12 protein-coding genes are annotated in these 13546 nt (G+C 65.2%); 5 read left to right on the top strand and 7 right to left on the bottom strand.

Annotated elements, in window-relative coordinates:
* The first annotated feature begins 71 nt into the window (after nucleotides 1-71).
* The 3 genes from J2X62_RS12735 (at nucleotide 72) to clpX (ending at nucleotide 2988) form a co-directional block, all read left to right on the top strand.
* Nucleotides 72-722 carry an ATP-dependent Clp protease proteolytic subunit gene (locus J2X62_RS12735; protein WP_072692168.1) on the top strand — a complete coding sequence of 217 codons (651 nt, stop codon included), beginning with the start codon at nucleotides 72-74 and terminating at the stop codon, nucleotides 720-722.
* A gap of 47 nt (nucleotides 723-769) precedes the next feature.
* Nucleotides 770-1411, top strand: coding sequence for an ATP-dependent Clp protease proteolytic subunit (locus tag J2X62_RS12730; RefSeq protein WP_008715342.1), 642 nt, complete (start codon nucleotides 770-772; stop codon nucleotides 1409-1411).
* A gap of 296 nt (nucleotides 1412-1707) precedes the next feature.
* The gene (clpX, locus tag J2X62_RS12725; RefSeq protein ID WP_027497577.1) at nucleotides 1708-2988 is read left to right on the top strand and encodes an ATP-dependent Clp protease ATP-binding subunit ClpX; all 1281 of its coding nucleotides are present in this window, start codon (nucleotides 1708-1710) and stop codon (nucleotides 2986-2988) included.
* Nucleotides 2989-3064: 76 nt separating this feature from the next.
* Here clpX and J2X62_RS12720 read toward each other — a convergent pair whose 3' ends face one another.
* The 3 genes from J2X62_RS12720 to J2X62_RS12710 form a co-directional block, all read right to left on the bottom strand.
* The gene (locus J2X62_RS12720) at nucleotides 3065-3868 is read right to left on the bottom strand and encodes an N-acyl homoserine lactonase family protein (protein ID WP_032406767.1); all 804 of its coding nucleotides are present in this window, start codon (nucleotides 3866-3868) and stop codon (nucleotides 3065-3067) included.
* 6 nt (nucleotides 3869-3874) lie between these two features.
* Entirely contained in the window at nucleotides 3875-5236 is a 1362-nt protein-coding gene (locus J2X62_RS12715; protein WP_032368463.1) for an MFS transporter, read from the bottom strand.
* A 168-nt stretch (nucleotides 5237-5404) separates the two neighbouring features.
* Nucleotides 5405-6079: a TetR/AcrR family transcriptional regulator gene (locus J2X62_RS12710; protein ID WP_027497575.1), complete on the bottom strand. Its 675-nt coding sequence runs from the start codon at nucleotides 6077-6079 to the stop codon at nucleotides 5405-5407.
* Nucleotides 6080-6188: 109 nt separating this feature from the next.
* Between J2X62_RS12710 and J2X62_RS12705 the strand changes: the two genes are divergently transcribed.
* Both J2X62_RS12705 and J2X62_RS12700 read left to right on the top strand, forming a co-directional pair.
* Nucleotides 6189-7079 carry a shikimate dehydrogenase gene (locus J2X62_RS12705; RefSeq protein ID WP_057473286.1) on the top strand — a complete coding sequence of 297 codons (891 nt, stop codon included), beginning with the start codon at nucleotides 6189-6191 and terminating at the stop codon, nucleotides 7077-7079.
* On the top strand, nucleotides 7076-8968 hold the full coding sequence (locus tag J2X62_RS12700) for a sugar phosphate isomerase/epimerase and 4-hydroxyphenylpyruvate domain-containing protein (RefSeq protein WP_032368207.1): 1893 nt from the start codon (nucleotides 7076-7078) through the stop codon (nucleotides 8966-8968). Before J2X62_RS12705 ends, J2X62_RS12700 begins: the two co-directional genes overlap by 4 nt.
* 7 nt (nucleotides 8969-8975) lie before the next feature.
* Here the strand turns inward: J2X62_RS12700 and J2X62_RS12695 are convergent, their stop codons facing one another.
* From J2X62_RS12695 to pcaB, 4 genes are read right to left on the bottom strand one after another with little or no spacing between them, the layout of a single operon-like run.
* Nucleotides 8976-10187 (bottom strand): acetyl-CoA C-acetyltransferase, encoded by a 1212-nt coding sequence (locus J2X62_RS12695; protein WP_310180981.1) that lies wholly within the window; start codon nucleotides 10185-10187, stop codon nucleotides 8976-8978.
* Nucleotides 10180-10998: an IclR family transcriptional regulator C-terminal domain-containing protein gene (locus tag J2X62_RS12690; protein WP_027497571.1), complete on the bottom strand. Its 819-nt coding sequence runs from the start codon at nucleotides 10996-10998 to the stop codon at nucleotides 10180-10182. Before J2X62_RS12690 ends, J2X62_RS12695 begins: the two co-directional genes overlap by 8 nt.
* Entirely contained in the window at nucleotides 10995-12158 is a 1164-nt protein-coding gene (gene pcaD, locus J2X62_RS12685; protein WP_032370216.1) for a 3-oxoadipate enol-lactonase, read from the bottom strand. Before pcaD ends, J2X62_RS12690 begins: the two co-directional genes overlap by 4 nt.
* Nucleotides 12158-13504, bottom strand: a complete 1347-nt coding sequence (gene pcaB, locus J2X62_RS12680; protein ID WP_032368203.1) for a 3-carboxy-cis,cis-muconate cycloisomerase — start codon at nucleotides 13502-13504, stop codon at nucleotides 12158-12160. The genes pcaD and pcaB overlap by 1 nt, the downstream gene beginning before the upstream one ends.
* Nucleotides 13505-13546: the final 42 nt, after the last annotated feature.

Here is a 13546-nt window from a genome sequence, read left to right as displayed (position 1 = left end):
ACGACGGCGGTTCCGGGACTCCGGAGCCGCCGTCTTTCGTTAGTGTCTGTGTCAGGAACCAACGATTTGTTATGGAAAAGGCAGGTACCGTGACTGTTCAGAATCCGGCGGCTTCGCACGAGCAGAGTCCCGTCATGACTTCGGCCGCAGCAGGGCTGAATCTCAGCGACTCCGTGTACGAGCGTCTGCTTCAAAACCGCATCATTTTCCTCGGTACCCAGGTCGACGACGACATCGCCAACAAGTTGTGCGCGCAGATCCTGCTCCTGTCGGCCGAGGACCCCACCCGCGACATCTCGCTGTACATCAACTCGCCCGGTGGCTCGGTCACCGCAGGTATGGCGATCTTCGACACCATGGAATTCGCCGAGTGCGATATCGCCACCTACGGGATGGGCCTGGCTGCCTCGATGGGCCAGTTCCTGCTCTCGGCCGGTGCGAAGGGCAAGCGGTACGCCCTTCCGCACGCGCGCATCATGATGCATCAGCCTTCGGCCGGTATCGGCGGCAGCGCTTCGGACATCGCGATCATGGCCGAGCAGTTCGCGCACACCAAACGTGAGATGGCCGAGCTCATCGCTCAGCACACCGGCCAGACCGTCGAGCAGATCACCGAGGATTCCGACCGTGACCGGTGGTTCACGGCACAGGCGGCCAAGGAATACGGGTTCGTGGATCACGTCGTCAGCCGCGCGCGGCAGGCCGGCGGAGTCGGCGAGTAATTCGGCCGCTACCGGCGACCCTCGATCACTCACATCTTGGAGAAACGATGACAAACCTGTTCGATCCCAACCAGTTGCCGTCCTCGCGGTACATCCTTCCGTCCTTCGTCGAGCACTCGAGCTACGGCGTCAAGGAGTCGAACCCGTACAACAAGCTGTTCGAGGAGCGCATCATCTTCCTCGGCGTTCAGGTCGACGATGCGTCTGCCAACGACGTCATGGCACAGCTGCTGGTGCTCGAGGGCCTCGACCCCGACCGTGACATCACGATGTACATCAACTCGCCCGGTGGCTCGTTCACCTCGTTGATGGCCATCTACGACACGATGCAGTACGTCCGCGCCGACGTGGCGACAGTGTGCCTAGGCCAGGCGGCTTCGGCTGCCGCGGTACTGCTCGCAGCCGGTACCCCCGGCAAGCGCGCGGCTCTGCCGAACGCACGAGTGCTGATTCACCAGCCCTCGAGCGGCGGAATCCAGGGCCAGGTCTCGGACCTCGAGATCCAGGCCGCCGAGATCGAACGTATGCGTCGACTCATGGAGACCACCCTCGGCCGCCACACCGGCAAGGATCCCGACGTGATCCGCAAGGACACCGATCGCGACAAGATCCTCACCGCCGAGCAGGCCAAGGACTACGGCATCATCGACACCGTGTTCGAGTACCGCAAGCTCTCGGCTCAGAAGTAGCACGCAAGTACCACCGGTCGGATCGCCTCGCGGTCCGGCAGACGATCGGACGCCGGGCACGAGTGGACAACTCGGCCCGGCTGTCTCGATTCACGCCCCGAATGCCGTGATTGGTGAAAACGGGCGGCGAATCACCGGAAACAACCCGCCCATGTTCGGCGAACACGGGTAGCGTCGCATCCAAGAACTCGGTCGGAGCATCTCGAACTCGGCATGCCATCGATCGAGAAGTAGCCCGTCCTTCCGCGTATGCGGTCGGCCGGGTCGTACGCGGACAAGGAAGTAGGAACCTCCGAATGGCACGCATCGGTGACGGTGGCGATCTGCTGAAGTGCTCGTTCTGCGGCAAGAGCCAAAAGCAGGTCAAGAAGCTCATTGCAGGACCAGGGGTGTACATCTGCGACGAGTGCATCGACCTGTGCAACGAGATCATCGAGGAGGAGTTGGCCGAATCGAGCGAAGTCAAGCTCGACGACCTGCCCAAGCCTTCCGAGATCAAGGACTTTCTCGAGAACTACGTGATCGGCCAGGACGCTGCGAAGCGCACGTTGGCCGTCGCTGTCTACAACCACTACAAGCGCATTCAGGCCGGCGACAAGGCGCGCGATGTGCGCGGCGAATCCGTCGAGCTGGCCAAATCGAACATCTTGATGCTCGGTCCCACCGGGTGCGGCAAGACGTATCTGGCCCAGACCCTCGCCAAGATGCTCAACGTGCCGTTCGCGATCGCCGACGCCACCGCACTGACCGAAGCCGGGTATGTGGGTGAGGATGTCGAGAACATCCTGCTCAAGCTCATCCAGGCCGCGGACTACGACGTCAAGCGGGCCGAGACCGGCATCATCTACATCGACGAGGTCGACAAGATCGCTCGCAAGAGCGAGAACCCGTCGATCACGCGCGATGTCTCCGGTGAAGGCGTGCAGCAGGCACTGCTGAAGATCCTGGAAGGTACCCAGGCCAGCGTCCCGCCGCAGGGCGGACGTAAGCATCCGCACCAGGAGTTCATCCAGATCGACACCACCAACGTGCTCTTCATCGTCGCCGGTGCTTTCGCCGGTCTGGAGAAGATCGTGTCCGATCGCGTCGGCAAGCGCGGTCTCGGCTTCGGAGCCGAGGTGCGTTCCAAGGCAGAGATCGACACGCAGGATCACTTCGCCGAGGTGATGCCCGAGGATCTGATCAAGTTCGGTTTGATCCCCGAATTCATCGGTCGTCTCCCGATGATCGCGTCGGTGACCAACCTGGACAAGGAATCACTGGTCACCATCCTGTCCGAACCGAAGAACGCGTTGGTCAAGCAGTACCGTCGACTCTTCGACATGGACGGCGTCGAGCTCGAGTTCACGTCGGAGGCACTCGAGGCAATTGCCGATCAGGCGATCCTGCGTGGCACCGGTGCTCGTGGGTTGCGCGCGATCATGGAAGAAGTGCTGCTTCCGGTGATGTACGACATCCCGAGCCGGGACGACGTGGAGAAGGTCGTGGTTACGGCAGAGACGGTCAACGACAACGTCCTGCCGACCATCGTTCCGCGCAAGCCCGAACGCCCGGAGCGTCGCGACAAATCGGCCTGACCAGCTCCGGCACGGCACCGAACGAGCCCCGATCATCGAACGCGATGATCGGGGCTCGTTCTGTTTCAGGGAGGTGTCAGCCGAGCACGGAGATGTGTGGGTGCAGGTCCGGGTCGACCGCGGCACACCGCTGCGCCACCAACGGGTCGTGGCCCGGCACGACATGCTCGGGGCTGTCGGCGAGTTCCTTGATCCGGTCGAACGCGCCGAACATGTCCGGCAGGCAGTGCAGAATCGCGAAGGGACTGTCGGATTCGATGTTCTCGTAGAAGTGACTCGCATCCGACGCCAGCACCAGGGTCCCGCGCTCGGTGTGCACGCTGACTACCTGCATGCCCGCGGTATGTCCGCCCACCGCATGCACCGAAAGTCCCGGTGCCAGTTCGCGGTCGCCGTCGACGATGTCGAGACGCGGACTTCCCGTGACGTGGTCGATGTCGGACCGCGAGTGCAACCAGCGTTCCTGCCCGACGCGGGTCGCCCACGGACCGTTCCAGTAGTCGAGCTCTTTCTGCTGGACGACGTAGCGGGCCGACGGCAGATCTGCGACTACTCCGGTGTGGTCGTAGTGCAGATGGGTCAGCACACATACGTCGATGTCACCGGGGGAGATTCCCAGCTCTCCGATGAGGTCCACGGGGGAGCCGACGTAGTCCAGTCCCTTCATCCGTGACGCCGTCGCCGGTGCGAGACCGGCGTCGACGAGGACGGTCTCGGTGTCCGACAGCGCGAGCCACACGTAGTACGCGGTGGGGTGCGGCTCGTGACCGCGCTCGTCCGCATAGTGGAAGTGCGTGCTGCGCAGGGAAGTTCGGCTCGCATAGCGCACGGCGTACACACGCCATTCACCGCTGCGATCCGGTCGCAGTCCGTCGATCATCGCGGGTCAGTTCGACGTCGTACGAGCGACCGACTCGCGTCGAGTCGTTCGAGTGGATCGTCCGAGCTCGTCGGTGGGCGTGCGATAGGTCTCCTTGGACGTGGACACGATCGCAACGTTGACGGCGCAGAACACGGCGGTGACGATGGCGACCGGCAACCACGCACCGATCTCGGCCCCGGCGATGGCACCGGCAATGGTGGGCGCGAATCCTGCTATGGCGAAACCGATCTGGGTACCCAGCGCAGTTCCGGTCAGACGTACCCGAGCCGGGAACATCTCGCCGTAGAACGAGGGCCAGACACCGCCCGTCGCGCTGTGGACGAAACCGAACATGACGATGCCGAAGACGAAGATGAGCGCGTAGTTTCCAACCGAGATGGACCAGAGGTATCCGAACATGAGAATTGCGCAACCGATCGATCCGAACAGGAACACCGGCTTGCGACCGACGCGATCGGACAGCGACCCGAAGAACGGGAGTGCGAACAGCGCGACGACGTTGGCGAGTACGCCGACCCACAGCATCGGAGTTCGTTCCAAGCCGACTGTGTTGACTGCGTACGACAGCGCATAGACGGTGAATATCGTACTGACCGAGGCGATCACGGCGGCAAACATGACTCGAAGAACGGCGGGCCAGTGCTCGGACAGCAGTTCGGTCAGCGGGAGACGCTGCGGCTCGGCGGACGCCACCTCTTCCTCGAAGACGGGGGTCTCGTCGAGCGAGCGCCGGATCAGGAATGCGGCGACAACGACGAAGGCGCTGAGGAAGAACGGGATTCGCCAGCCCCAGCTGAGCAACTGGTCCTCGGGGAGCATGGCGACCGGGAGAAAGACTGCGGTGGCAAGGATCTGACCGCCCTGGGTGCCGCTGAGGGTGAAGCTGGTGAAGAAGGCCCGTCGGTGGTCGGGTGCGTGCTCGAGGGTCATGGAGTTGGCACCCGCCTGCTCACCGCCCGCAGAGAAGCCCTGGGCCAGGCGCAGCAGGACCAGGATTATCGGGGCCGCGAGGCCGATGGATTCGTACGAGGGAAGGACGCCGACTCCGAGAGTGGCGACTCCCATCAGCAGGACGGTGGCAACCATGACCTTCTTGCGGCCGTAACGGTCACCGATGTGACCGAGCACCAATGCGCCCAGTGGGCGGGCCAGGTATCCGACCCCGAAAGTCGCCAGGGCCAACAACGTTCCGGTGGCGGGGTTGGAACCGGGAAAGAACACGCGGCCGAAGACCAGCGCAGCGGCGGTGCCGTAGATGAAGAAGTCGTAGTACTCGAGGGCGCTGCCCACCCAGGCCGCGGTTGCGGCTTTGCGCGGGTTGGCTCCGGGGCGCAGGGGCGGGTGACCGGACGTGAGGGGATCCATCGGTGTCGTCTCTTTTCGTGTGACGGGAAGCCGGGCGCACAGTTCGACATCCACGACCCGATCGGCCGCTAATGTACGAAATAGTTAACTCCGGGCGCTCTTAGATATTGAACGTGACCCATGCCACGTGTCAACCCCCGATGCGATGCGGGTCGCTCGATCTCGGTGTCAGGCGTCGGTGGAGGTGAGGAACGCGATGATCATGTCGCCGAGCATGGCCCGCAGTCGTGTGCGGTGCGCCGGGTCGGTGAGGTCGCGCCCGAACAGTGCCTCGAACGTGTATCGGTTGGACAGCCGGAACACGCAGAAGCTGCTGATCGCCATGTGGATGTCCAACGCGTCGACATCGGTTCGAAAAAGCCCGTCGGCCTGCCCGCGCGCAAGAATGTCGGCCAACAGCTCGGCGGCCGGATTGCCGAGATTGCTCAGCGCCTCGGAGGTGCCGATATGTTCGCCGCGCAGAATGTTCTCGGTCGATACCAGCCGGATGAAGTCCGGGTTCTGCTCGTGATGGTCGAAGGTGACCGATGCGATGGCGCGGATCGCCTCGACCGGACCGAGTCCTTCGACGTCCACGGCTCGTTCGCGCTCGCGGATGCGGAGGTAGGACCGCTCCAGAACGGCCTTGTACAGGCCTTCCTTGTCGGTGAAGTAGTAGTACAGCATCCGCTTGGTCGTGTGTGTTCGCTCGGCGATCTCGTCGATGCGTGCGCCGGCGAAGCCCTTGTCCGCAAACTCCTCCGTGGCTACCTCGAGGATGTTGTGTCGGGTCAGATCGCTGTTGCGCCGACGTTTGACGGCCGGTCCGCTGTCGTCGGAGGTGTCGGTTGTACGCGGAGCCATGGGTCGACTCTATCGCCGCGAATTGCGGAGAAAGGGTGTGTGCGTGCCGTCACCGTAGTACCGTCGAGCTAACTCACCAATTAGTACATTAAAGCTCGAGGAGATCGACATGCCGGAATCCCTGCTCTGCGGGCTGATCGGGACGGGTATCGGCAAATCGCTCACGCCCGCGATGCACGAGCGAGAGGGTGCCGAGCACGGTCTGACCTACCTCTATCGGATCATCGATCTCGATCGGCGCGGGCTGTCCGTGGACGACCTACCGCGGCTGGTGGCCACGGCAGCCGACCTCGGATTTCGCGGCCTCAACATCACCCACCCGTGCAAGCAACGGGTTCTTCACTGCCTCGACGATCTCTCGGAGGATGCCGCGCGTCTGGGTGCCGTCAACACCGTTGTGTTCTCCGACGGGCGCGCGATCGGTCACAACACCGACTGGTCCGGGTTCGACCGAAATTTCGGACGTGGCTTACCGGGAGCCGATCTGAGTGATGTGGTGCAACTCGGAGCCGGGGGAGCAGGTGCGGCCGTGGCATACGCGATGGCACGCCGGGGAGCCGCCAAGCTGACACTCGTCGATGCCGATCGTTCTCGGGCGCAGCAACTCCGAGACTCGCTGGCCTCGATGTTCCCCGAGTCCGAGATCTTCTCGACCGGACTCGATCGGCTCGGCGACGTGCTGAGCGCAGCGTCGGGGCTGGTGCACGCAACGCCGGTCGGAATGCTCGAGCACCCGGGATCTGCTGTGCCGCAGGAATTTCTGCGTCCGCAGATGTGGGTTTCGGAAGTCGTGTACAGGCCGGCCGAGACCGAATTGCTCATGCAGGCAGCGCGAGCGGGGTGCCGAACCCTGAGTGGCACCGGCATGGCCGTGTTCCAGGCAGCGGACGCCTTCGAGATATTCACCGGCCGAATTGCGAACGCAGATCGGATGATCGCGCACATGGGCACCCTCATCGACAGCGAAGATCGCGTCGCTGCCGCCGGGGCCTCCGCATGACGGCCATTGCCACGTCGGTGGCCACTGTCTCGCTCAGTGGGTCTCTCGACGAGAAGATGCGCGCCATCGCCGAAGCCGGGTTCGACGGCTTCGAGGTGTTCGAGCCGGATCTGATCAGCTCACCGGACCTGCCTGCAGACATTGCGAAGAAGGCTGCAGACCTGGGTCTGACCGTCGATCTCTACCAACCCTTCCGTGACGCCGACTCCGACGACCCGGACCAGTTCGCGCGCAACCTCGTTCGCGCCGAACGCAAATTCGACGTGATGGAACAGCTGGGATGCGACCTGCTGCTGGTCTGCTCGTCACCGTTGGCCGGTGCAGTGCGCGAGGACGACAAGTTGATCGAACAGATGGCAACTCTCGCCGAGCGTGCACATCGCCGCGGACTGCGGCTGGCCTACGAAGCGCTCGCCTGGGGTAGCCACGTCGACACCTACCGTCATGCCTGGGACATCGTCCGGCAGGTCGACCATCCAGCGCTCGGGACCTGTCTCGACAGCTTTCACATCCTCTCCCGCGGCGACGACCCATCCGGCATCCGCGAGATAACCGGCGAAAAGATCTTCTTCTTGCAGCTGGCCGACGCCCCGCACCTGGTGATGGACGTCCTGCAGTGGAGTCGCCATCACCGATGCTTCCCCGGTCAGGGGAACTTCGATCTGGCAACCTTCGGAGCCGACGTCGTGGCCTCGGGCTACACGGGCCCGTGGTCGCTCGAGATCTTCAACGACGTCTTCCGGCATTCGGACACCGGCCGAACGGCGTCGGACGCACACCGTTCGCTGCTCCACCTGCAGGAGCAGGTCCGCGGCGTCGACACCGTCGTGCCGAATCCCGATCTGTTCTCCCCGCCTCCGCCCGGCCCGATCGAGAACATCGTGTCCCTACGTATCGCCGCGGGCCCTGCCAAGGCCGCCCAGTTGGGTACCACCTTGCGTCACCTCGGCTTCGACCTCACCGCCGCGCACAGCGAACACGGACTGTCGCTGTTCACCCAGGGCCCACTCGCCGTCGCGGTCGACACGACCGTCGACACCCTGTGGACGGCACCGGGCGTCCCCGCCCACCTGCCCGCACTGGCCCAGATCGGGGTCCGCAGCGAGCGGCCCGATCTGTGGTTGACCAGAGCCCGCGCTCTGGGGGTCCCCGCCGCGACGGTCACCATGCCGGGCGTGGCCGACGCGACCGACGCGGTGGTGCGGCTCGCCGTCACCGGTGCAACCTCGCTCGACCTACGCACCCGAGACAGCGCCGGTGCCTGGCAGTCCGCATTCGACCTCGCTCCCAGAGTGCCTGTGCCGCAGGACAAGCCCCTGGTCTCGCACGTGGACCACATCGCCCTCGCGGTCCCGGCGGAAAGCTGGGACGGCGTGATGCTGTTGCTCCGCTCGGTGTTCGGCATGGTGCCCCGGGACGGTCAGGACGTCGTGGACGCGATCGGACTGGTGCGAAGCCAGGCCCTCACCCTGACGACCACGAACGGCACCATTCGCCTGTCGCTCAACATGGTTCCCGGTCGCCCGTCCGATGCCGACCCCCTGCCCGCCGCCCGCCGCGGAGGCGTCGGACATGTGGCGTTCGGATGCGAGGACATCTACGCCGCGGCCGAGGCAATGACCGAACGCGGTCTCACGCCGTTGCGCATCTCGCCCAACTACTATCGCGACCTGAACGCACGGTTCGGCCTCGGTCAGGACACCCTCGACGCGATGCAGCGGCTCGGCATCCTGTACGACGCCGACTCCGCAGGCGGCGAGTTCTTCCACTTCTTCACCGGCACCGTGGGCGACGACCTCTTCTTCGAGGTGGTGCAGCGGGTAGGCGGGTATGAAGGCTACGGGGAGACCAACTCGGCTGTGCGCCTGGCTGCGCAACTACAGCAGTGAGTAGCGATCAGGACAGTCGCTCGAACACCGCGGCCAGGCCCTGTCCGCCGCCGATGCACATCGTCTCGAGTCCGTAGCGGACTTCTCGGCGGTCCATTTCACGGAGCAGGGTGGCAAGGATTCGGGCACCGGTGGCCCCGACCGGGTGGCCGAGCGAGATGCCGGAACCGTGCGGATTCAACCGCGGGTCGTCCGACTCGATACCCCAGGACCGAGTCACGGCGAGCGCCTGGGCGGCGAAGGCTTCGTTGAGTTCGATGACGCCCATGTCGTCGAGAGTGAGCCCGAGGCGTCCGAGCGCTTTCTCGCTGGCGGGCACCGGGCCGATTCCCATCGTGCGCGGAGCGACTCCGGCAACGCCCCAGCTCGCGAGCCGCGCCAGTGGTCGAAGTCCCAGCGCCGCAGCCTTTTCGGGGGTGGTGACGATGGCGATCGCGGCGCCGTCGTTCTGCCCGCTGGCATTGCCCGCGGTGACCGTCGACTCGGGATCGATCGATGCACGGATTGCCTTCAGCTTCGCCAACGACTCCACGGTCGTGTCGGCCCGTGGATGCTCGTCGGTCGAGACCAGAACCGGTTCCGACTTACGCTGGGGGACGGACACACCCACGATCTCCTCGGCGAACACGCCGCTGTTCTGCGCGGCGACCGCCCGCCGATGCGACTGCACGGCCAGCGCGTCCTGATCGGCGCGGCTGATGGAGAACTCCTGGCGAAGATTCTCGGCGGTCTCGATCATGCCGCCGGGCACCGGAAAGTTCGTGCCACCCGCCGTCACTCGGGCCCGCGCAAGTCGGTCGGAGAGGGCGACCGCCTCGGCCTTGACGCCCCACCGCATGCCGGTCGCGTAGAACTCGGTCTGGCTCATACTTTCGACGCCGCCTGCCAGAACCAGGTCGTTGCCGCCGGACTGCACCTGCATGCACGCCTGCAGTACTGCTTGTAGGCCGGAGCCGCAGCGTCGGTCGATCTGCATGCCGGGCACATCGATGCCGAGATCGGCGTCGAGGGCGGCGATTCGACCGATGGCCGGTGCATCACCGTTAGGTGACGCCTGGCCCAGGATCACGTCGTCGATGTCCGCTCCGGAGATGCCCGTTCGCGCAACGAGTTCGGTGATGACCGTGGCAGCCAGGGCCTGGGCGGAAATGTCACGGAACTGGCCACCGAAACGGCCGACGGGGGTACGCAGGGGTTCGCAGATCACGGCTTCAGGCATGGGTGTTTCCTCGCTTGTCGTTGGCTCCGGTACTCACCCGGAGCAGATCGGTCTCGATGGCGCGGGTGGCGTCGAGCAAGGCCGGGAGTAGTTCGGCGCGCACGGCGTCCGCAGAATGACGTGCAGCTTGGGTCGAGACGTTGGCTGCGGCGACAACCACGCCGGCGCTGTCGCGGATGGGTGCGGCGATCGAACGCAGTCCCTCTTCGAGTTCTTGGTCCACCAGGCAGAAGCCGTCGACCCGCACTCGTTCGAGTTCCCGCGCGAGCGAGGCCGCGGTCGTGATGGTCTTGCCCGTCAACGGCGTCAACCGCACTCGCTCCAGGTACGCATCCAGCTCGTCCTCGGGAAGACCGGCCAACAGCACCCGGCCCATCGAGGTCGCGAACGCCGGAAATCTGGTGCCGATGTTGATGCCGACGGTCATGATGCGGCTGACCGGAACCCGGGCGACGTACACCACATCGTCACCGTCGAGTATCGACACCGAGGACGATTCACGCACTCGTTCGGCGAGCGCCTCGAGATGGGGGCCCGAGACCTCGGGGAGCGAGAGACTCGACAGATAGCTGTACCCCAATTCGAGTACGCGCGGGGTGAGCCAGAACATCGAGCCGTCGGTACGCACGTATCCGAGTTCGACGAGCGTGAGCAGAAACCGTCGGGCGGTGGCGCGGGTCAGGTCGGTCGCTCGGGCCACGTCGGCCAGCGTTCGACGCGGATGCTCACCGTCGAAGGCTCTGATCACTGCCAAGCCGCGTCCGAGAGACTGGACGTAATCCGAGGACGGCGGTGTGTCCGCGGCACTCACGAGGTTTCGCTCTCGGTGATGGCGGCCTGAGCCAATGCGAAAGCGTTGTTGCTGTTCGGTACTCCCGCGTAGACCGCGGTGTGCAAGAACACCTCGGCGAGTTCGTCGGGTGCGATACCGGCACGCAACGCCGCTCGGATGTGCATGTCGAGTTCGTGGTGGTTACCCAGGGCCGTCAGAACGGCCAGAGTCAGCAGTCGGCGGGTGTGGTGGTCGAGTCCGGGACGAGCCCAGACGTCGCCCCATGCGGTTCGGGTGATGAAATCCTGGAACGGGGCCGTGAATTCGGTTCTCGATGCGATGCTGCGGTCGACGTGGGCGTCACCGAGCACACTGCGCCGTACTGCCATTCCGGTGTCGTGCGCCGCGGACCGTCCGGCGGAGTACGCATTCGCTCCGACGTGAGCGGCAATGGCCGCCGTGACGCGGCCTGCCTGTTCGACGTTCGCCAGATGTGCGGCCGGGTCGAGTGTCAGGAGCGTCGATCCTGCAACGCCGTCGGCGATGAAGCGCAGATCGTCCGGAGTGGTCGACGGATCCTGTCGGCCCGCGATCACGAGGGTGGGAGCGGCGATCCTGGCGAGGTCCGCGCGAGAATCCCACTCGGACAACGCCTCACAGCATGCCGCGTACCCCTCGTCGGAGGTCTCGGCGATCATGCGTCGACACCGTGCGACGAGATCGGTGTCGCGGGCGGCGAGTTCGGGCGTGAACCACCGTGCGAGTACAGCGTCCGCGAGTGCTGCTGTCCCCGAGGCGCGGACGGTCGCGGCACGGTCGATCCACTGAGCGGCTTCACCGAACTTGGCGGACGTGCACAGCAGAGACAGAGTGCGCACCCGCTCGGGGCGATGAATCGCAATCCATTGAGCGACGGCACCGCCGAGGGAGAGTCCGACCACGTGGACGCGTTCCAGAGCGAGTGAATCCAGCAGTGCAAGAACGTCACCGGCGAGATCGGCCACGGAATAGGGGCCGGGCGGTACCGGTGATCGACCATGTCCCCGTAGATCGACCGTCAACACGTGGACAGAAGCCGACAGTGCGCCCACCTGCGGGTCCCACATCGATCGGTCCGAGCCGAGCGAGCCGATCAGCACGACGGTATCCGCATCGGGGTGCGGCCCCTCGGTGCGGTGGTGAGCCAGAGTGACTGTCATCAGATGTCCTTCGAGTCCGTGGGGCGTTCGGTGTCCGGTGCACACGCAGCGAGGATGACGTCGACCAAGTCGGGTGCGTGACCCACATAGCCTGCTGGATTCAACATCTCGCGCACCGCCGCCGGCGTCAGGAAGGCGGTGATGGCGGGATCCGTGTCCAGTGGCGCACCTGCTGCGCATCGGTCGGTGACGATGTCGCGGGCGCGCTCGGTGTGCGGTGCCAGCGCGGCCGTGACCCGTTCGGCGAGTAGTGCACCACCCGTCGCTTCGAGGTTGCGCGCCATGGCATCTGGATGCACATGCAGACCCGTGAGGCTCGTCGCAATACGATGCGCACCGCCGCCGGTGAGTCGTAGCAGATCGGTGACGGTCTCCCATTCGGCGTGCCACGGGCCAGCGGCGCGCTGCTGCTCGTGGTCCATATTCGCCAGCACTGTCGCAACGGCTCCCGGCACCCGGCGGGCCGCAGCCCGCGCGGTGATGGCGGCGATAGGGTTGCGCTTGTGTGGCATCGCCGACGAACCCCCCGGCGCGTTCTCGGACACCTCGGCCAGTTCGGTGGCGGACATCGACACGATGTCCCCGGCGATCTTCGCAGTGGAGCCCGCGGCAATACCCAACGCGCACGCCAGATCTGCGACGGTGACGCGGTCGGTGTGCCAGGGCGCAGTCTGTGGTGCCAGACCGAGGGCGTCCGCCAGCGCGGCGGCAATGGCCGGACCGTGCGGATGTACGGCGGCCATCGTTCCGGCGGCACCTCCGTATTGCACACAGCACGACCGCCGAACCGCCGCGAGACGGTGACGCGAACGATGCAGCGCCCCAGCCCAATTGGCGGCCACCAGCCCGAAAGTAGTAGGTAGCGCCTGCTGGCCGAGGGTGCGCGCGACCATAGGAGTGGTTCGGTGCGCCAGCGCCAGGCCTCGCGCCGCGGTATGTGCATCACCGACCGACGCCTCGACGACCGTGAGTGCGTCACGTGCGACGAGCATGGACGCGGTGTCCATGATGTCCTGGCTGGTCGCCCCGGGGTGCACTGCAGCAGCAGGAACTCCGCTCGCGGACACCGCGTTTCGCAGTACTTTCACCAGTGGTATCACCGGATTCCCACCGGCCGCTGCAGCCGCTCCGAGTGCTGTGATGTCCAGAGATTCACCCAGCTCTGCCGCGACCGCGGTGATGATGTCCGCATGCTTCGCGTCGACCACGCCGACAGAGGCAGCGGCCCGGGAGAGGGCTGCCTCGACGTCGAACATCGCCCGAACCCAGCCTCGGTCGCCGACGATCGGTGCGATGATCTCGCTGCCGAATGTCGGATCGAACAGTGCCCCTCTATCGGAAGCCATGGTCCTCTTTCGCCGCATCGTCGATCAGTTCGGGAGCGTGCA

This window comes from Rhodococcus sp. 3258, assembly GCF_031456475.1.
Lineage (GTDB): Bacteria > Actinomycetota > Actinomycetes > Mycobacteriales > Mycobacteriaceae > Rhodococcoides > Rhodococcoides fascians.
The sequence above is the reverse complement of the archived record's forward strand: the minus strand, read 5'-3'. Positions and strand labels throughout refer to the sequence as shown.

Coding starts and splice junctions, on each gene's coding strand:
- J2X62_RS12735 (WP_072692168.1), top strand. CDS start 72: ATGGAAAAGGCAGGTACCGTGACTGTTCAGAATCCGGCGGCTTCGCAC.
- J2X62_RS12730 (WP_008715342.1), top strand. CDS start 770: ATGACAAACCTGTTCGATCCCAACCAGTTGCCGTCCTCGCGGTACATC.
- clpX (WP_027497577.1), top strand. CDS start 1,708: ATGGCACGCATCGGTGACGGTGGCGATCTGCTGAAGTGCTCGTTCTGC.
- J2X62_RS12720 (WP_032406767.1), bottom strand. CDS start 3,868: ATGATCGACGGACTGCGACCGGATCGCAGCGGTGAATGGCGTGTGTAC.
- J2X62_RS12715 (WP_032368463.1), bottom strand. CDS start 5,236: ATGGATCCCCTCACGTCCGGTCACCCGCCCCTGCGCCCCGGAGCCAAC.
- J2X62_RS12710 (WP_027497575.1), bottom strand. CDS start 6,079: ATGGCTCCGCGTACAACCGACACCTCCGACGACAGCGGACCGGCCGTC.
- J2X62_RS12705 (WP_057473286.1), top strand. CDS start 6,189: ATGCCGGAATCCCTGCTCTGCGGGCTGATCGGGACGGGTATCGGCAAA.
- J2X62_RS12700 (WP_032368207.1), top strand. CDS start 7,076: ATGACGGCCATTGCCACGTCGGTGGCCACTGTCTCGCTCAGTGGGTCT.
- J2X62_RS12695 (WP_310180981.1), bottom strand. CDS start 10,187: ATGCCTGAAGCCGTGATCTGCGAACCCCTGCGTACCCCCGTCGGCCGT.
- pcaD (WP_032370216.1), bottom strand. CDS start 12,158: ATGACAGTCACTCTGGCTCACCACCGCACCGAGGGGCCGCACCCCGAT.
- pcaB (WP_032368203.1), bottom strand. CDS start 13,504: ATGGCTTCCGATAGAGGGGCACTGTTCGATCCGACATTCGGCAGCGAG.